We start from the raw sequence: 17973 nt of genomic DNA, 5'->3' as shown, positions 1-17973 counted from the left end.
GTCCATCCCCCGCACACGCGAGCGCGAGCGACCGCGTACGCCGCGCACACCCGCGCTGTCCGTCGGTTTCGGCGAAACACTTTAGAACTCGTCCGGACCTATCGGGACCAATGATAGCCACAGGTGGTGTCCGATGGAGCTGATAATCACCGAGAAGGACAACGCCGCACGGCGCATCGCCGAAATCCTGTCGGAGGGGAGCGCGGAGAGCGAGCGACGCAACGGCGTCAACGTCTACCGCTGGGGGGACAAGCGGGTCGTCGGCCTCTCTGGCCACGTCGTCGGCGTCGACTTCCCGCCCGAATACAGCGACTGGCGCGACGTGGAGCCGGTCGAACTCATCTCGGCGGACGTGACCAAGGAACCGACCCAGGAGAACATCGTCACGACGCTCAAGCAACTGGCCCGCCGCGCCGACGAGGCCGTCATCGCGACCGACTACGACCGCGAGGGGGAACTCATCGGCAAGGAGGCCTACGAACTCATCCGCGACGAGACCGACATCCCGGTCAGTCGCGTCCGCTTCTCCTCGATCACCGACCGGGAGGTCCGGGAGGCCTTCGCCGAACCTGACGAGATCGACTTCGACTTGGCCGCAGCCGGCGAGGCCCGACAGATCATCGACCTCATGTGGGGCGCGGCGCTCACGCGCTTTCTCTCGCTGTCGGCGCGGCAACTCGGCGACGATTTCATCTCAGTCGGGCGGGTCCAGTCGCCGACCCTGAAACTCATCGTCGACCGCGAACGGGAGATCGAGGCGTTCGATCCCGAGGACTACTGGGAGCTGTTCGCCGACCTCCAGAAGGACGGCGTGGCCTTCGAGGCACAGTATTTCTACGACGACGACGGAACCGAGGCCGAGCGCGTCTGGGACGAAGCGGCCGCCGAAGCCGCCTACGAGGACCTCCAGAGCGTCGACGCCGCGACGGTCACGAGCGTCCGCCGTCGGACTCGGACCGACAGTCCGCCGACACCGTTTAATACTACCGCGTTCATCTCCGCGGCCAGCTCGCTTGGCTACTCCGCACAGCGGGCGATGTCCATCGCCGAGGAGCTGTACACCGCCGGTTACGTCACCTACCCGCGGACCGACAACACGGTCTACCCCGAGGACCTCGACCCCGACGACCTGCTGGACGAGTTCGTCGGTTCGGCCTTCGCCGAGGACGCCGAATCCCTCCTCGAACAGGACGACATCGCACCGACGGAGGGCGACGAGGAGACGACCGACCACCCGCCGATCCATCCGACCGGAGAGTTACCCTCGAAGGCAGATATCTCCGAGGACGAGTGGGAAGTGTACGAACTGATCGTCCGCAGGTTCTTCGCGACCGTCGCCGAGGCAGCGACCTGGGAACACCTTCGGGTCGTCGCCGAGGCCGCCGATCGCTCGCTGAAGGCAAACGGCAAGCGTCTGGTCGAACCGGGGTACCACGCCGTCTACCCCTACTCCAGCGCCAGTGAGAACCACGTCCCCGACGTCGAGGAGGGCGAGGAGCTGGCGATGCCCGAGGTCCGCATCGAGGCCAAACAGACCCAGCCGCCGCGCCGGTACGGCCAGTCCCGACTCATCCAGACCATGGAGGATTTGGGGGTCGGCACGAAGAGCACGAGACACAACACCCTGGAGAAGCTGTACGACCGCGGCTACATCGAGGGGGACCCACCCCGACCGACGACGCTGGCGATGGCGGTCGTCGAGGCCGCCGAGGAGTTCGCCGATCACGTCGTCAGCGAGGAGATGACGGCACAACTGGAGGCGGACATGACCCGCATCGCCAACGGCGAGGCCACTTTGGAGAACGTGACCGACGAGTCCCGCGAGATGCTCGAACGCGTCTTCGAGGAACTTCGCGAGTCCCGTGAAGAGATCGGCGATTACCTCCAGGAGTCGCTGAAAGCCGACAAGACCCTGGGACCGTGTCCGGAGTGCGGCGAGGACCTGCTCGTCCGTCGCTCCCGACAGGGCTCGTATTTCGTGGGCTGTGATGGCTTCCCCGAGTGTCGGAACACGCTCCCGCTGCCCTCGACCGGCGAGCCGCTCGTCCTTGAGGAGGTCTGTGAGGACCACGACATGCACCACGTGAAGATGCTGGCCGGCCGGGACACCTTCGTCCACGGCTGCCCACGCTGTGAGGCCGAAGCCGCCGACGAGAGCGAGGACGAGGTGATCGGCCCGTGTCCGGACTGCAGCGAGGACGAGGGCGGCGAACTCGCGATCAAGCATCTCCGCTCCGGATCGCGGCTGGTGGGCTGTACGCGCTACCCCGACTGTGACTACTCGCTGCCCCTCCCACGGAACGGCGACATCGCGATCACCGACACCTACTGTGAGGACCACGATTTGCCCGAACTCGTCGTCGACTCCGACAGCGACGACCCCTGGGAACTGGGCTGCCCGATCTGTAACTACGAGGAGTACAAAGCCCGCAACGCCGTCGAGGACCTGGCAGATCTCGACGGCATCGGCTCCGCGACCGCCGAGAAACTCGAAGCCGCCGGCGTCGACGACCTGGATGCGCTCCGGGAGGCTAACTCCGACACCGTCGCCACGGAGGTCCAGGGAGTCAGCGAGACCCAGGTCCGAGAGTGGCAGGCGCAACTGGACGACTAGCGACCACTTTTTACTGCACGGGGTTCGCTCCGCGAACCTCGTTTGCAAAAACATGGAGAAAAACGGCCGGACGAGCGCTCGGAGAGCGCTCGTCCGGTGAAACCGCGCCTCCTGCGCGGGATGCTCTCAGCCATGCCCCGCCCGTCCCCAGGTCGCGCAACGGAGCGCTCCCGGCCACCGCACCGCGACAGCGACTGCAAACCACCCTCCTGTCAGTCTTCCAGTTCGGCCCGCAGCCGCTCGTTCACGTCGCCGGGATCGGCGCTTCCCCCGGTCTTCTGCATCACCTGACCGACCAGGAAGTTGATCGCGCCGCCTTCGCCGTCGTGGAAGTCCTGGACGGCGTCGGGGTTCTCGTCGATCGCCGCTTCGACGGCCTGCTGGATCTCGTCGCCGGAGGTCTTGCCCAGGTCCTCCCGGTCGACGATCGTCTCGGGATCGTCGCCGTCGTCGAGCATCCCGCGGAGCACGCTCTCACGGGCGTTCTTGGCGGTGATCTCGTCGGTCGCGACCAGTTCGACCAGCCGCATGACCTCGTCGAAACGGTTGTCGACGTCGGTGATCTCCATGTCGCGGTAGTTCAGTTCGCCCAGCAGGTTGTCGGCGACCCAGGTCGCGGCCAGGTCGGCGTCGAACCGCTCGGCGACGCTCTCGAAGAAGTCCGCGACCTGCTTGGTGGAGGTGAGCTTCGAGGCGGCCTCGTCGCTGAGCCCGTACTCCGCGACGAATCGCTCACGGCGGGCGTCGGGGAGTTCGGGGATCGAGAGTTCGTCCTTCCAGTGGGCGACACGCAGCGGCGGCAGGTCGGCCTCCCGGAAGTATCGGTAATCTTTCTCTTCCTCTTTCGAGCGCATCGAGACCGTGTTTCCGTGGGTCTCGTTGAAATGGCGGGTCTCCTGTTCGACCGCGCGCCCGGACTGGATGAGTTTCCGCTGGCGGGAGGCCTCGAAGGAGAGGGCCTGTTCCGCCCCCTTGTGGCTGGAGATGTTCTTGACCTCCGTCCGGTTGGCGTCTTCCAGCACCGACTCGTCGATCTCGCCGTCGTCGCCGACCTCGTCGGCGTCGACCATCGAGAGGTTCGCGTCGATGCGGAGGCTGCCGTCCCGCCCGGGGTCGAACACGCCCAGGTACTCCAGGACCTCTTCGAGCTTTTCGAGGAACGCTCGCACCTCGCCCGGTGCCCGGAAGTCCGGTTCGGTGACGATCTCCATCAGCGGCGTCCCGGCGCGGTTGTAGTCGACGAGCGTGTAGTCGGCCCGGTCGATCGAGCAGGTCCGGGATTCCAGCGGGCCGGTCCCCTCGCGGACGTGCTTGATCGACCCAGGGTCCTCTTCGAGGTGGGCACGGCGGATGTCGACCGACCGCCGCTCGCTCTCGACGGCAAAGGAGAGTTCGCCGTCCTGACAGATCGGCGCGTCGTACTGGGTGATCTGGAAGTTCTTGGGCAGGTCGGGGTAGTAGTAGTTCTTCCGGTGGAACGTGGTCTCCTCGGGTACGTCGGCGTCGATCGCCTTCCCGATCTTCACGGCAGCCTCGACGGCGCCCTCGTTGACGACCGGCAGCGCGCCCGGGAGTCCGAGACACACCGGGCAGGTGTGGGTGTTTGGCTCGTCGGCCGGCGCGGTCGAGCAGCCACAGAAGATCTTCGTATCCGTCTCGAGTTGGACGTGGACCTCCAGCCCGATGACGGCCGCGAGTTCGCGGGACTCGGCGGCTTGTGCAGTCATTACCCGGCGTTCGGCGTCGGGTGGCTAAAGACTAACGACCACGCCCGAACGCGGGCGAATCACCGGACTCGTCCGAGAGCTGTCAGAATCCATGATATTGTCTGACGTAGGTATAAGTGTCCAGGCCGGAACGTGTGTTCATATGAGCGACAACCGCGTCGCGGAACTGGAAGCACGCGTCCAGGAACTGGAAGCATCCGTGGAAGGACTCACGGACGAACTCGTCGAGTGCAAAGTCCGCCTTCGCGAGATGGAAAACGCCGTCGACGGCGAAGTGGGTCCCATCGCCAGCCAACAGACCGATGTCGACGCCGAAGTCGACGCGGAGTTCGACGACGGGGCCGACACATCTAACACCGAGGCCCCCGAGGAACCGCCAGAGGAGGGAGCCGAGGCGCCCGCCGACGCCGAAACCACCGAGGAGTCCGAGTCGGACATCATCGTCGCGTAGGGACCCGGCCCACCACACCGCATGCACATCAAAGAGCTCGTTCTGGACAACTTCAAGAGCTTCGGGCGGAAGACCCGAATCCCGTTCTACGACGACTTCACCACCATCAGCGGTCCGAACGGCTCAGGCAAGTCCAACATCATCGACGCTGTCCTCTTCACCCTCGGCCTGGCCCGCACGTCGGGTATCCGGGCCGAGAAACTGACAGATCTCATCTACAACCCCGGCCACGCCGACGAGGACGCCGATGTCTCCGGCGAGCGACAGGCCAGCTGTGAGGTCATCCTGGCCAACGACGACCGTACGCTCGACCGCTCGCAGGTCGTCAACGCCGCCGGTACCGAGGACGTCGGCGACGTCGACGAGATCTCGATCAAACGCCGGGTCAAACAGACCGAGGACAACTACTACTCCTACTACTACATCAACGGCCGCTCGGTCAACCTCTCGGACATCCAGGACCTGCTCGCACAGGCCGGTGTCACGCCGGAGGGGTACAACGTCGTCATGCAGGGCGACGTGACCGAGATCATCAACATGACCGCCGGCGCCCGGCGGGAGATCATCGACGAGATCGCCGGCGTCTCGCAGTTCGACGCCAAGAAAGAGGACGCCTTCGAGGAACTGGAGGTCGTCCAGGAGCGCATCGACGAGGCCGAGTTACGTATCGAGGAGAAACAGGACCGGCTCGACCAACTGGAGGACGAACGCGAGACGGCCCTGGAGTACCAGTCGCTGCGCGAGGAGAAAGAGGAGTACGAGGGCTACCGAAAGGCCGCGGAACTGGAAGACAAGCGCGCGGAACTGGACGCCGTCGAGAGCGATATCGAGGAGCTGGAGACCGAACTCGCGGACCTCCAGGCCGAACTCGACGAGCGCCAGGGGAAGGTCGTCCGCCTGGAAGACGAACTCCAGGAACTGAACCAGGAGATCGAGCGCAAAGGCGAGGACGAGCAGCTCGCGATCAAACGCGATATCGAGGAGATCAAGGGCGACATCTCCCGGTTCGAGGACAAGATCGAGGCCGCCGAGGAGGCTGTCGAGGAGGCCGAAAACAAGCGCCGCCAGGCGTTCGTCCAGATCGACCGCAAACAAGAGAGTATCGACGATCTGGAGAGCGAGATCCGCGAGACGAAAGTCGAGCAGTCCAACCTCAAGGCCGACATCGCCGAGAAGGAGACCGAACTGGCCGAGGTCCAAGAGCAGATCGACGCCGTCGGCGAGGAGTTCGAGGAGGTCAAAGACGAACTCGAAGCCAAACGCGATCGGTTAGAGACGCTCAAAAGCGAGCACAACGACCTGCAGCGCGAGCAGGACCGTCTGCTCGACGAGGCCCGCCGGCGCTCTAACGAGGAAGACGAGAAGCGGGACCAGATCGAGGAGTGTGAAGCGCGCATCCCCGATCTGGAGGCGGACATCGAGGACTTAGAGACGGAACTGGAGAAAGCCCGCGAGAACAAGGCGACCATCGGCGAGGTGGTCGACGACCTGCGGGCGGAGAAACGCGAACTCCAGTCGGATCTTGACGAGCTGGAAGACGAGATCAGCGCCAAACAACAGGAGTACGCCGAACTCGAAGCCAAGGCCGGCCAGGAGGGCGACTCCTCCTACGGCCGCGCGGTGACGACCATCCTGAACAACGACTTCGGGGGGGTCCACGGCACCGTCGGGCAGCTCGGCGGCGTCGATCCCGAGTACGCGACAGCCTGTGAGACGGCCGCCGGGGGACGACTGGCACACGTCGTCGTCGACGACGACGGCGTCGGCCAGCAGTGTATCGACTACCTCAAATCGCGCAACGCCGGCCGGGCGACGTTCCTGCCGATCACGAAGATGCAGCGCCGGTCGCTGCCGTCGCTGCCGAGCCACGACGGCGTCGTCGACTTCGCGTACAACCTCGTGGACTTCGACTCGGAGTACGCCGGGATCTTCGCCTATGTGCTCGGCGACACCGTGATCGTCGACGACATGGACACGGCGCGGGACCTCATCGGGGACTTCCGGATGGTCACCTTGGAGGGGGACCTCGTCGAGAAGAGCGGTGCGATGACTGGAGGGTCGTCCTCGGGGACGCGGTACTCCTTCTCCGGCGGGGCCGGCAAACTCGAACGGGTCGCCCAGCGGATCACCGATCTGGAGGAAGAACGTGAGAGCGTCCGCAGCGACCTCCGGGACGTCGAACAGCGACTGGACGACGCCCGCGACCGAGAGTCCGACGCGACCGAGCAGGTCCGGGACATCGAGGCCCAGATCGAACGCAAGCAGGAAGCCGTCGACGACACCCGGGCTCGCATCGAGGAACTCGACGAGGAGTTGGCCGAGATCGCGGCCGAGCGGGCCAACGTCGCCGACGAGATGGACGAACTGGAAGCCGAGATCGAGGCCAAAGACGAGGAGATCGCGGCGCTACAAACCGAGATCGACGAGCTAGAGGCCGAAGTCGAAGACTCCGAGCTCCCGGCGCTGACCGACGAGCGCGAGGCCATCGAGGGCGAGATCGACGACTTGGAGGACCGGCTCGACGAACTGGAGGGCAGCCGGAACGAACTCGAACTGGAGAAACAGTACGCAGAGGACGCCGTCGAGGAGCTCCACGACGACATCGAGGCCGCACAGAACCGGAAAGCCGAACAGGAAGAACGCATCGCCGAGTTCGAAGAACAGGTCGCACAGAAACAGGAACTCAAAGCCGAGAAGGAGGCGAAGATCGCCGATCTAGAGGAAGAACTGGCCGACCTCAAGGCCGAGCGTGAGGAGCTTCGCGAGGAGCTCTCGGCGGCAAAGGAGGCCCGCGACGAGCAACAGACCGCCGTCAGCGACGTCGAGCGCGACCTCGACGATTCCCGGGACGACCGGGAGCGCTTGGAGTGGGAGATCGACGAACTCGAAGCGCAGGTTGGGGAGTACGACCCCGAGGACGTCCCGGACCACGACACTGTCGAGGCCGAGATCGAGCGACTGGTCGCGGAGATGGAGGCGCTCGAACCGGTCAACATGCGTGCGATCGACGAGTACGACGATGTGGCGGAGGATCTCGACGAACTGGAGGAGCAACGCGAGACGCTCGTCGAGGAGGCCGACGGTATCCGGGAGCGCATCGACACCTACGAGGCCCGCAAGAAGGAGACGTTCATGGAGTCGTTCGACGCCATCAACGAGCAGTTCGAGGAGATCTTCGAGCGGCTCTCGAACGGCACCGGCCACCTCCACCTGGAAAACGAGGACGACCCCTTCGACGGCGGCCTGACGATGAAAGCCCAGCCCGCCGACAAGCCCATCCAGCGGCTCAACGCGATGTCCGGGGGCGAGAAGTCCCTGACGGCGCTGGCGTTCATCTTCGCCATCCAGCGACACAACCCCGCGCCGTTCTACGCCCTGGACGAGGTCGACGCCTTCCTCGATGCCGCCAACGCCGAACTCGTCGGGGAACTCGTCGACGAACTGGCCGGCGATGCCCAGTTCGTGGTCGTTTCGCATCGCTCGGCGATGCTCGATCGCTCCGAGCGCGCGATCGGCGTGATGATGCAGGGCGACAACGTCTCGGCTGTTACCGGGATCGATCTCTCGGGCACAGACGAGGGTGAGGAAGCACCTGCGGACGACTGACAATGACAGACGACGACATCCCCCTAGACATCAGCGGACACGAGGACAGGGAGCCGCCAGGCTCCGACAGTCAAGCGGGGAGCGACGGGACCCGCGAGGACAGGGAGCCACTAGACTCTGAGGACGCGGAGTCGCTGCTCGACGACTCGCCGGAGGAGGAGACAGCCGACGGCGAGGACGAGGAGGTCGAACCCGTCGAGGTGCTCGTCCAGTTGGCCGACGACGGGGAGATCGATCCCTGGGACATCGATGTCGTCGAAGTGACCGACAAGTTCCTCGACCACATCGACGACGCGGACCTGCGGACCTCCGGGCGGGTCCTGTTCTACGCCTCCGTGCTCATCCGGATGAAAAGCGACGCGATGCTCGGCGAGGACGAGTCGGCCGAGGAACCCGCAGAACCCTGGGAGCAGGCGATGACCGAGGACGCGCCGATCGAGGACCCGGACCCGTTCACCGCTCTGGAGTCCGAGATGGACCGGCGGCTCGAACGCCGGCGTGCCCGGGGAATGCCACAGACGCTAGACGAACTCGTCCGTGACCTCCGGGAGGCAGAACGGGACTCCTGGTGGAAGGAGTCCCGGGAGTACGACACGAGCGACTCCCCGAGCGGCTACGACCGCGGGACACAGGAACTGGACTACCGGGCCAACGACGACTTCCGGATGGACGACGAGCCGACGGTCGACGACGTCACCGGAACGGCCCACGCGGAGGACATGGACGCGATCATCGAGGACGTCCACGCAGCCGTCCGGGAACACTACGACCAGGGCCGCGAGGAGGTGCTGTACAAGGAAGTCGAGACCGCCGGCGGGACCCGCGTCGAGACGTTCCTGGGACTGCTCTTTCTGGCCCACCGCGGGCAGGTCCGTCTCCAGCAGGACGATCTCTTCGGTGACCTCTGGATACAGGACCCCAACACCGTGCTGAGTTCTGAAGAGGCTGTCGCGGACTGATCAGCCGCCGAGTCGGGACTCGACGGCGGTCTCGATGGGTTCGGAGTACTGCATCAACAGCGTGCCGAGGATGCTCATCACGAGGACGTAGCCGACGGCAAACGAGTAGAGTTCTCCAGCCATCGCGGCCGACAGCGACCCGCCGGCGCCGGTCAGCGCCACGGCGGCGATGATCAGCGAGAACTCCCCGCGGGTGACCATCCCCAGGCCGACCCGCGTCGAGCGCCGGATACTGAGGCCGTAGACGCGGCCGCCGAGATAGCCCGAGACGGCTTTCGTCGGAACCGAGACGACGGCTGCGACGGCGACCAGACCCGCGACCCCGGCGACCAGCGCGGGGTCGGTCTCGACGCCGATCCAGAAGAAAAAGACCGCGGCGAAGGTGTCCCGGATCGGTTCGAGCAGTTCCGCCAGGTCGTGGACGTGGGAGGTCGAGGCGAAGGCCATCCCGACGAAGAAGGCCGCGACGGCCTCGCTGACGCCCAGCGCCAGGGCAGCACCGGCGACGAGCACTGTGATCCCGATCGCCCGGAGGACGGTGAACTCCCGCGAAGTCGTCGCGAGCGCCCGCTCGAACCAGGCGGTCCCTAGGTAGACGACCAGGACGAGCGCGAGGATGAAGCCGACGGCGACGCCGACGGAGGTCGCCGTCTCCACGGGATCGTTCCCGCCGGCTACGAGCGCGGCAGCGATAGTCAGGTAGACCGCGATGACGAGGTCTTCGAAGACCAGCGTCCCCAACAGCGGGTCGGCCTCGTCGTTGGCGATCCACCCCAGATCGATGAGTGACTTCGTGATGATCGCCGACGAGGAGATGTAGACGATACCGGCAACCAGCAGGGCCGCCAACGGATCGCCGAAGAGGACGAACCCAAGCAGGAGGCCCGCGGTGAAGTTCACCACGAAATCGATGACGCCGGCCCGGACGATTCGGTCGCGGCTCTCGACGAGTCGGCTCGGATTGAACTCCAGGCCCAGGAAGAAGAGGAGGAAGACGATCCCGAGTTCGGCACCGATCTCGACGAACTCGGTGGACTCGACGGACGGGAGCGCGTAGCCGCCGACAGAGAACTGGCCGGCGACCGACGGCGAGAGCACCATCCCGACGACGATGTAGAAAGGGATGACAGACTTGTCCAGCCGGGTCGAGAGCACGCCGGCGGCCGCGATGGCCGCGAACATCACGCCGACTTCCAGCAGGTTCGCCACTCCACGTCACCTCCGGCAGGCGCTGGGAGACACCTACGCGTCCCCCGTCAGCAGGTCCTCGAACTGATCGCAACTCTCCCGGTCGCCGACGGCGACGAGCGTGTCGCCAGCCCGGAGTTCGGTCTCGGCCAGCGTGTCCGAGAGCACCTCCTCCTCGCGCTGGATGGCGACGACGGTGACGCCGGTCCGGTGAGCCACGTCGGCGCTTCGCAGGGTCTCGCCGACCAGCGGCGAGTCGTCCCCGATGGCGTACCACTCCAGGAGCGTCCCTTCGGCGAGCATCGTCTCGACGCTCTCGGAGGCGACCGGCTGGAAGTACGCCCCCTCTAGGATCGTCCCGACAGTTCGGGCCAACTGGTCCGAGAGTTCGAACAGTTCCTCGGAGTCGGCGTCGGGGCCGTCTTTCAGGAAGAGCTGCCGTTTTCCGGTGTTGTGGGTGACGATAACCAGGCGCTTGTCGCCCCCGATATCGATCTCGTGTTTCTTCCCGACACCGGGAAGATCGCTCTCGGTGATATCCATACCTTCGCCGTGGACGTGTACGATTATAATGCTCCGGGCCGGCTCCGGCAAACAGCCTAAACGGGTCGAGTCCCTAGCCGGGACGATGAGTGAGGACTCCCTCCCGGGTGAGTTTCCCGGTGACCGTCTGGCGGGCACCGTCCGGGACCCCGAGCGCCTGCCCGAGGACCTTCCGGCCCCGAGACGGCTGGCGGAGAGCTTTCGCGTCTACGAGGTCGACGCGGCGACCGACGAGGGTGTCAAGTATTACGGCGACCCGGTCGTCGACAGCGACACGATCCTCCAGCGGATCGGGCCGCTGTTCCGTCAACGGGGGTACCGGGTCGCGCTTCGTGAGGAGACGGGCGAACACGTTCTGATCGCCCAGCAGCGTTCGGTCGGCGTCGACGGAATCCCGTGGACGAACGTCCTCCTGGCGGCCGCGACGCTGCTGTCGACGCTGTTCGCCGGCAGCCGATGGTACGGCCTCGACGTTCTGGGAGACCCCGCCTCGATCATCCAGGCCTGGCCCTTCGCCGCGGGCGTCCTGGGTATCCTCGCGATCCACGAGTCGGGCCACTACGTGTTGAGCCGATACCACCGGGTCGAGGCCAGCCTCCCCTACTTCATCCCGCTGCCGTTCAACGTCATCGGGACGCTGGGCGCGGTCATCCGGATGAACGACAACATCCCGGACCGGCGCGCGCTGTTCGACATCGGGGTCGCGGGGCCGCTGGCCGGCCTCGTCGCCACGGTGGTCGTGACGGCCGTCGGCGTCACGCTCCCGCCGGTCCAGGTCGCCGGCGGCATCGTCACCCAGGTCGAACTGGGCTTTCCGCCGTTGATCCAGGGGATCGCCGTGCTCGTCGGTGAACCGCTACAGTATTCGGACCCGACGACGATCGTCAACCCGGTCGTCATCGCGGGGTGGGTCGGCGCCTTCGTCACGTTTCTGAACCTGCTGCCGGTCGGCCAACTGGACGGCGCTCACGTCGTCCGGTCGCTGGTCGGCGAGCGGTTCGGCAGCGTCCAGCTCGTCGTCCCGATCGCACTGTTCGGGCTCGCGGGCTACCTCGTCGCGTTCGAGCGCGGTCAGGGCGCCTTCCTCTGGGGGTTCTGGGGCGTCCTCGCGCTGGTGTTCAGCCGTGCCGGCGCGGTGACCCCCTTCGACGAGACGCCGCTGGGTCCCGGCCGGAGCGCAGTCGGCGTCGTGACGCTGCTGCTGGGCGTGCTCTGTTTCGTTCCGGTGCCACTCGTGGTCTCGGTCTGACCGGCTCAGATACCGTAGGGGTCGTAGTCGGGCCGGGTGTCGGACCCGGGCGGGCAGTCGTACAGCTCGCGGAACTCCGCGAGCGTCTCGTCGGCCCCGTCGGAAAACAAGACGACGACGCCGTAAGGGCGACTGTATTGGTCGGTATCCGGTGGGTCGGGATCGATGAACAGCGCGTCCGTCGCCGGCTCTCCGACGCTCGGTAGCTCGGTCAGCCACGGCTCCATCGGGACCAGCCCGGTGAGGACGCTCGGGACGAACGACCCGCCGGGCAGCGGATCGCGCGGCTGGACGTACACCTCTGCGACGGGCGTGCCGTCTTCTTTGAGGATCGCTCTGGCGGGGTGGTCCAGGCCCGGCTCCCACAGCTCTCTGGCGACCGCCGGTGGCTCCGCGTTGACGGCGAAGTCCATCGCGACACCGCCGAGCCGCTCGACGGACTGGATCGACCAGGGGTCGTCGGCGTCCTCCGGATCGCCGGCGAGTGTCGCCTCGACGAGGTCGCCGGTCCGCAGACTGTCGACGGTCGACTGCTCATCGTAGCCCGACTGGAACACCGTGTACAGCCGCGTCTCCGACGTGTCGAAGAAGTTGACGTGGGGCACCGACTCGACGACACGGAAGACGCGGAACGTCCCCGTTCGTTCCTCCATGGGTTCCGTAGCGGTCCCACGTTCAAGACTCCGCGGGTCGAGCCCGCACAACACACAAGACGACGGCCGTCGTTGGTGTGGATATGAGCCAACAAGCGGGCGTCCCGGAGCCCGACCCGGAGGAGTTGCTGGCCGCCGTCGAGCGACTCCTCGACGAGACGGTCGACCGCGAGGAGTCGATCTACCTGGAGGCCGAGGACCTCACGGTGACTGTCCCGATCCGTTTCGGCGACGACTCCCCGCGGGCGACCTGGCGGTTCAACGGTGGAGTAAACGTCGACATCGACGGGATCAGGGGGCCGCTCCGGGAGTGGATCGAGATCCACGAGGAAGCCAGCGACCGGTAGGCGGGTCACGAAAACGTTTCAACCGCGCGACCCGAACGACCGACCGTCCTATGACTGGCAACGACTGCGACCCCCTGGACGAGGACCCCGAACGAGCGGCGGAACGGTCGGCGACCGTCGGCGGATTCGTCGGCGCAGTGCTGGGCTCTCCCGGCGGCCCCGTCGGCGCGAGCATCGGCGGACTCGTCGGCGGGTCGACCGGCTACGCGGTCGGCTACGCGCTGGGTGATATGGAACAGGAACACCGACACGACCACGACGATGACGACGGCCCCGTCTCCGTCCCCGTCGACGAGGAAGACGGCGACGACAGCTAACCGTTGGCGAGTCGCCAGGCGTCGGTCCCGTCGGCGGTCGTCGTCCCCTCGGCGACGGCCCGACGCTCCATCTCGGTGAGGACTTCGTCGAGCCGGCCGGGCTGTGCGACCTCCATCGAGATGCGCGTGACCCCGTGGTACTCCGCGAGGAGTTTCCGGAGGTCCTCGGCGGTGTGGTGCTGTCGGTCGGACTTCTCCATGACGCCTTCGAGCACCTCGATCATGTCCTCGACGAAGTTCCACGGATAGACCACCCACTGCCAGGTATCGAGCCGTTCGCCGACGAAGTCGGGTTCGTACTCGCTGGTCTGGAGTAACTGGAGCGTGGCCGTCCGCACACTCGCGGGATCATTGTCCTCGACACACTCGGCGGCCGTCGAGATCGAGCCGCCGGTGTCGGCGATATCGTCGACGATCAGAACGTCCTTGCCGTCGACGGCGCCGTCGGCCAGCGGATAGCGGACTTCCGGCTCGCCGCGTTTCTGTGCCGTCCCGACGTAGTGTTCGACCTTCAGACTCGCCAGGTCGTCCAATCCCAGGAAGTCACAGAGACACCGCCCGGCGAACCAGCCGCCGCGTGCCAGCGCAACGATGACATCCGGTTCGAAGTCGGCCGCTTTCACCTCGTCGGCTACGTCGCGGCAGAGCCCGTAGATATACTCCCAGTTGGTGATGGTACACGGAAACTCCTCCGGTAACTCGCCCATGTGTCATCGCTTGTGCGCCGGGACTTAACGGTTTCAGGACGGCGCTCAGTTCAGCAGGGGCGAATCGGCGGTCTCGAAGCGGTGGTCACACGACGGGCAGGCGACCACCTGCGGCGACCGCTTGACGACGGCGAACCGGCGGCTCCAGCCGACGTGTCCACAGTCGGGACAGCGCCGGACGAACGGGGAGAGCATACCGACCGTTGGTCGCGAGCGTACATCAATCCGCGCCGGACACCGACAAAGGTTATCACTGCAACCCCACAACGGGCGGGCATGGAGACGAGACAGGCGCTGCTCGTCGATGCCTTCGCCGACGAGCCACTGGCCGGCAACCCGGCCGGTGTGGTGCCCGAGGCCGAGGGACTGACAGCCGACCAGATGCGGGCCGTCGCCAGCGAACTGGGGGCCAGCGAGACGGGGTTCGTCCTCCCGGCCACCGACAGCGACGCCGACCGGCGGCTCCGGTTTTTCTCGCCGGAACGGGAAGTCGACCTCTGTGGGCACGCGACCGTCGCTGCGCACGCGGCCCTCGCCGAACGGGGAGTCGTCGAGGACGGCCAGCACACGATGGCGACGGAAGCCGGCGTCTTCGAGGTCGAGACGAAGGAAAACGGCATGGTCTGGATGGAACAGGGCGAGGCCGACATCCGGACGGTCGATCTCGACGAGCAGCGGGTCGCGGACGCGCTCGGACTCGACGTAGCGACGCTCCGGGACGTGGGTGCGGACCTCCCCCTGTCGGTCGCCGATACGGGGGTCCCGTGGCTGGTCGTCCCGGTGAACTACTTCGAACATCTCGGCAGTATCGACCCCGACGTGACCGCGATCGAGGAACTCTGCAGGGCGGTCGACGCCGAGGGGATCTACCCGTTCACGTTCGACACGATCAGCGGCCGATCGACGCTCCACGGGCGAGCGTTCGCCCCGCTTGCCGGCATCGCCGAAGACCCCGTCACTGGGACTGCTGCCGGAGCCTGTGGCGCCTACATCCGCCGCCACGGTGCCATCGACAGTACGGTCGAGCAGGTGGTCGTCGAGCAGGGCCACTTCATCGACCGCCCGGGGACAGTGACAGTCGATACCGACGGACTCGAAGTGTGGATCGGTGGCCGCGGAGTCACGTCGCTGTCCGGCGATATCACTGTCCCGCCGGCCGCCGAGGACGACGACATCATCGAGATCTGATTGTCTCGGTTTCGAGTGAACGGAAGCCGGGAATGCCGCGACCGGAAAGATCATACTCGTTGTTCATGAACAACTCGATGAGTCAATGCCAACACTGTGGCTCGACGATATCGGTGCCGACGACCTCGACGTGGTCGGCGGCAAGGCAGCGTCTCTCGGAGAACTCACCGCGGCCGGGCTGCCGGTTCCGTCGGCGTTCGTTGTCACGGCCGACACCTATCGTTCGTTCATCGAAGAATCGGGGATCGACACGGAGCTGTTCGAGACGGTCGATATCGACAGCGACGACTCCCAGGCGCTCGCGGCGGCCGCCGAACGCGCACAGGAACTCATCCTGGAGACCGACACGCCCCCGTCGGTACGCGAGGACCTGCTCGCCGCGTACGACCAGATGGGGGAGTCGGATGTCGCGGTCCGCTCTTCGGCGACCGCGGAGGACCTGCCCGACGCCTCCTTCGCCGGCCAGCAGGAGACGTACCTGAACGTCTCGCGGGCCGACCTGCTCGATCGCGTCAAGGAATGCTGGGCCTCGCTGTTCACCCAGCGGGCGATCTACTACCGCCAGGAACAGGGCTTTTCCCATGTCGACGTCGACATCGCGGTCGTCGTCCAGGAGATGGTCGACGCCGAGAAGTCCGGCGTTATGTTCACGAGTCATCCCTCGACCGGGGCACCGAAGGCAATCCTCGAAGCCGCGTGGGGGCTGGGCGAGGCCGTTGTCTCCGGGGCTGTTTCGCCGGACAACTATATCGTCGATCGCGAGAGCGGCGAGATCGAGGAAGTCACCGTCGCCGACAAGAAAGTGATGTGTGTCCGTGGTGAGGACGGCGAGACGATCGAGCGCTCGGTCCCCGAGGAGAAGCGTACCGAACGGGTCCTCTCGGCCGACGAGATCGAGCGCCTGCTGGCGATCGGCGAACAGGTCGAAGACCACTACGGCGAGCCACAGGACGTGGAGTGGGCCATCGACGACGACACCGTATACGTCCTCCAGTCCCGACCGATCACGACCATCGACGAGGGGACGGCCGACAGTGCCGACGATGGCGGCGACGGGACGACCGACGCCACGGCGGCCGGTGTCGCCGACGGCGGCGAGATGGAGGCCCCCGACGCCGTCCGGCTGACGGGAATCGGCTCCAGTCCGGGAACGGTGACCGGTACGGTCAGTATCGTTACCAAACTCGACAACCTCGATAAGGTCTCGGAGGGCGACATCATCGTCGCCGAGATGACCACGCCCGACATGGTGCCGGCGATGAAGCGAGCGGCCGGCATCGTCACCGATGAGGGCGGGATGACGAGCCACGCGGCTATCGTCTCCCGGGAGTTGGGCGTCCCAGCGGTCGTCGGTGCCGAGGACGCGACCGACAGGCTTCGGGACGGCCAGACGGTCACGCTCGACGGCGACATGGGGACTGTCGAGCAAGGGAGTTCCGTCGCCACCGAGGAGGACGACGAGCCCGAACCGGCGGCCCAGCCAAGCAGCGAACACTCCCGGATCAAACCGATGACCGGGACCGAGGTGAAGGTCAACGTCTCGATCCCCGAGGCCGCCGAGCGGGCCGCGGCGACCGGTGCCGACGGCGTCGGCCTGCTCCGAATCGAGCACATGATCCTCTCGACGGACAAGACGCCGGCTCGCTACGTCGAGGACCACGGCGAACGGGCCTACATCGACGAGATCGTCGAGGGCGTCCGGACCGCCGCAGAAGCGTTCTACCCCCGGCCGGTGCGGGTCCGGACACTGGATGCTCCCTCCGACGAGTTCCGACAGCTCCAGGGCGGCGAGGACGAACCCAGCGAGCACAACCCGATGCTTGGCTACCGGGGTATCCGCCGGTCGCTGGACCGGCCCGGCGAGTTCAAACTCGAACTCCGGGCCTTCCAGCGGCTGTTCGACCTGGGCTATGACAACGTGGAGTTGATGCTCCCGCTGGTGACCGACGCCGAGGACATCCTGCGCGCCAAGTCGCTCATGCAGGAGGTCGGCATCGACCCCGCGAAGCGCCGTTGGGGCGTGATGGTCGAGACGCCCGCCAGCGCGCTGTGTATCGAGGAGCTGTGTGAGACGGGGCTGGACTTCGTCTCCTTTGGTACCAACGACCTCACCCAGTATACGCTGGCGGTCGACCGCAACAACGGCAACGTCGCCGACCGATTCGACGAACTCCACCCGGCCGTGCTGGACCTGATGAGCCAGGTTATCGGTACCTGCCGGGAGAACGACGTGGCGACGAGCATCTGTGGCCAGGCGGCCTCGAAACCCGAGATGGTCCAGTTCCTCGTCGACGAGGGCGTCACTTCCATCTCGCCGAACATCGACGCGGTCCGTGACGTCCAACACGAGGTCAAGCGGGTCGAACAACGGCTGCTGCTGGAATCGGTTCGCTGATCGGCCTTCACACCACTTTTTACCGCCCT

The 17973-nt window shown here is 66.1% G+C and carries 15 protein-coding genes; 9 read left to right on the top strand and 6 right to left on the bottom strand.

The genetic code is table 11. The annotated features are described in order from the left end of the window. Positions 1-133 precede the first annotated feature (133 nt). Positions 134-2614: a DNA topoisomerase I gene (locus VJ109_RS03665; RefSeq protein ID WP_324759094.1), complete on the top strand. Its 2481-nt coding sequence runs from the start codon at positions 134-136 to the stop codon at positions 2612-2614. Positions 2615-2826: 212 nt separating this feature from the next. Here VJ109_RS03665 and gatB read toward each other — a convergent pair whose 3' ends face one another. Beyond that, entirely contained in the window at positions 2827-4341 is a 1515-nt protein-coding gene (gene gatB / locus VJ109_RS03660; RefSeq protein ID WP_324759092.1) for an Asp-tRNA(Asn)/Glu-tRNA(Gln) amidotransferase subunit GatB, read from the bottom strand. Positions 4342-4483: 142 nt separating this feature from the next. On the opposite strand from gatB, the gene VJ109_RS03655 reads away from it, so the two are divergent. From VJ109_RS03655 to VJ109_RS03645, 3 genes are read left to right on the top strand one after another with little or no spacing between them, the layout of a single operon-like run. Continuing rightward, positions 4484-4792 carry a DUF7518 family protein gene (locus VJ109_RS03655; RefSeq protein ID WP_276180305.1) on the top strand — a complete coding sequence of 103 codons (309 nt, stop codon included), beginning with the start codon at positions 4484-4486 and terminating at the stop codon, positions 4790-4792. 21 nt (positions 4793-4813) lie between these two features. Further along, positions 4814-8398 carry a chromosome segregation protein SMC gene (smc, locus tag VJ109_RS03650; RefSeq protein ID WP_324759090.1) on the top strand — a complete coding sequence of 1195 codons (3585 nt, stop codon included), beginning with the start codon at positions 4814-4816 and terminating at the stop codon, positions 8396-8398. A 2-nt stretch (positions 8399-8400) separates the two neighbouring features. Beyond that, entirely contained in the window at positions 8401-9357 is a 957-nt protein-coding gene (locus tag VJ109_RS03645; RefSeq protein ID WP_324759087.1) for a segregation/condensation protein A, read from the top strand. Here VJ109_RS03645 and VJ109_RS03640 read toward each other — a convergent pair whose 3' ends face one another. Both VJ109_RS03640 and VJ109_RS03635 read right to left on the bottom strand, forming a co-directional pair. Next, complete coding sequence (locus VJ109_RS03640; RefSeq protein WP_324759085.1) at positions 9358-10566, bottom strand: cation:proton antiporter; 1209 nt, start codon at positions 10564-10566, stop codon at positions 9358-9360. It abuts the gene before it with no gap. A 33-nt stretch (positions 10567-10599) separates the two neighbouring features. Then, positions 10600-11088 carry a cation:proton antiporter regulatory subunit gene (locus VJ109_RS03635; RefSeq protein ID WP_324759083.1) on the bottom strand — a complete coding sequence of 163 codons (489 nt, stop codon included), beginning with the start codon at positions 11086-11088 and terminating at the stop codon, positions 10600-10602. Between the two features lie 85 nt (positions 11089-11173). On the opposite strand from VJ109_RS03635, the gene VJ109_RS03630 reads away from it, so the two are divergent. After that, complete coding sequence (locus VJ109_RS03630; RefSeq protein ID WP_324759081.1) at positions 11174-12337, top strand: site-2 protease family protein; 1164 nt, start codon at positions 11174-11176, stop codon at positions 12335-12337. 5 nt (positions 12338-12342) lie between these two features. Here the strand turns inward: VJ109_RS03630 and VJ109_RS03625 are convergent, their stop codons facing one another. Further along, complete coding sequence (locus tag VJ109_RS03625; RefSeq protein WP_324759079.1) at positions 12343-12990, bottom strand: hypothetical protein; 648 nt, start codon at positions 12988-12990, stop codon at positions 12343-12345. Positions 12991-13073: 83 nt separating this feature from the next. Here VJ109_RS03625 and VJ109_RS03620 point away from each other — a divergent pair, with 83 nt between their 5' ends. Beyond that, the gene (locus tag VJ109_RS03620) at positions 13074-13337 is read left to right on the top strand and encodes a hypothetical protein (RefSeq protein ID WP_324759077.1); all 264 of its coding nucleotides are present in this window, start codon (positions 13074-13076) and stop codon (positions 13335-13337) included. A gap of 50 nt (positions 13338-13387) precedes the next feature. Further along, positions 13388-13654 carry a hypothetical protein gene (locus VJ109_RS03615; protein WP_324759075.1) on the top strand — a complete coding sequence of 89 codons (267 nt, stop codon included), beginning with the start codon at positions 13388-13390 and terminating at the stop codon, positions 13652-13654. Here VJ109_RS03615 and VJ109_RS03610 read toward each other — a convergent pair. Then, a complete protein-coding gene (locus tag VJ109_RS03610) occupies positions 13651-14361 on the bottom strand; it encodes a phosphoribosyltransferase (RefSeq protein WP_324759073.1) in 711 nt (236 codons plus the stop codon). The two genes, VJ109_RS03615 and VJ109_RS03610, sit on opposite strands and share 4 nt — an antisense overlap. 45 nt (positions 14362-14406) lie before the next feature. Next, entirely contained in the window at positions 14407-14556 is a 150-nt protein-coding gene (locus VJ109_RS03605; protein ID WP_324759071.1) for a hypothetical protein, read from the bottom strand. Between the two features lie 81 nt (positions 14557-14637). Here VJ109_RS03605 and VJ109_RS03600 point away from each other — a divergent pair, with 81 nt between their 5' ends. Further along, positions 14638-15549: a PhzF family phenazine biosynthesis protein gene (locus VJ109_RS03600; RefSeq protein ID WP_324759069.1), complete on the top strand. Its 912-nt coding sequence runs from the start codon at positions 14638-14640 to the stop codon at positions 15547-15549. Between the two features lie 85 nt (positions 15550-15634). Further along, the gene (gene ppsA, locus VJ109_RS03595; protein WP_324759066.1) at positions 15635-17944 is read left to right on the top strand and encodes a phosphoenolpyruvate synthase; all 2310 of its coding nucleotides are present in this window, start codon (positions 15635-15637) and stop codon (positions 17942-17944) included. Positions 17945-17973: the final 29 nt, after the last annotated feature.

Origin of the sequence: Haloarcula montana (genome assembly GCF_035666295.1) — an archaeon.
Lineage (GTDB): Archaea > Halobacteriota > Halobacteria > Halobacteriales > Haloarculaceae > Haloarcula > Haloarcula montana.
The sequence above is the reverse complement of the archived record's forward strand: the minus strand, read 5'-3'. Positions and strand labels throughout refer to the sequence as shown.

Coding starts and splice junctions, on each gene's coding strand:
- VJ109_RS03665 (WP_324759094.1), top strand. CDS start 134: ATGGAGCTGATAATCACCGAGAAGGACAACGCCGCACGGCGCATCGCC.
- gatB (WP_324759092.1), bottom strand. CDS start 4,341: ATGACTGCACAAGCCGCCGAGTCCCGCGAACTCGCGGCCGTCATCGGG.
- VJ109_RS03655 (WP_276180305.1), top strand. CDS start 4,484: ATGAGCGACAACCGCGTCGCGGAACTGGAAGCACGCGTCCAGGAACTG.
- smc (WP_324759090.1), top strand. CDS start 4,814: ATGCACATCAAAGAGCTCGTTCTGGACAACTTCAAGAGCTTCGGGCGG.
- VJ109_RS03645 (WP_324759087.1), top strand. CDS start 8,401: ATGACAGACGACGACATCCCCCTAGACATCAGCGGACACGAGGACAGG.
- VJ109_RS03635 (WP_324759083.1), bottom strand. CDS start 11,088: ATGGATATCACCGAGAGCGATCTTCCCGGTGTCGGGAAGAAACACGAG.
- VJ109_RS03630 (WP_324759081.1), top strand. CDS start 11,174: ATGAGTGAGGACTCCCTCCCGGGTGAGTTTCCCGGTGACCGTCTGGCG.
- VJ109_RS03625 (WP_324759079.1), bottom strand. CDS start 12,990: ATGGAGGAACGAACGGGGACGTTCCGCGTCTTCCGTGTCGTCGAGTCG.
- VJ109_RS03620 (WP_324759077.1), top strand. CDS start 13,074: ATGAGCCAACAAGCGGGCGTCCCGGAGCCCGACCCGGAGGAGTTGCTG.
- VJ109_RS03615 (WP_324759075.1), top strand. CDS start 13,388: ATGACTGGCAACGACTGCGACCCCCTGGACGAGGACCCCGAACGAGCG.
- VJ109_RS03610 (WP_324759073.1), bottom strand. CDS start 14,361: ATGGGCGAGTTACCGGAGGAGTTTCCGTGTACCATCACCAACTGGGAG.
- VJ109_RS03605 (WP_324759071.1), bottom strand. CDS start 14,556: ATGCTCTCCCCGTTCGTCCGGCGCTGTCCCGACTGTGGACACGTCGGC.
- VJ109_RS03600 (WP_324759069.1), top strand. CDS start 14,638: ATGGAGACGAGACAGGCGCTGCTCGTCGATGCCTTCGCCGACGAGCCA.
- ppsA (WP_324759066.1), top strand. CDS start 15,635: ATGCCAACACTGTGGCTCGACGATATCGGTGCCGACGACCTCGACGTG.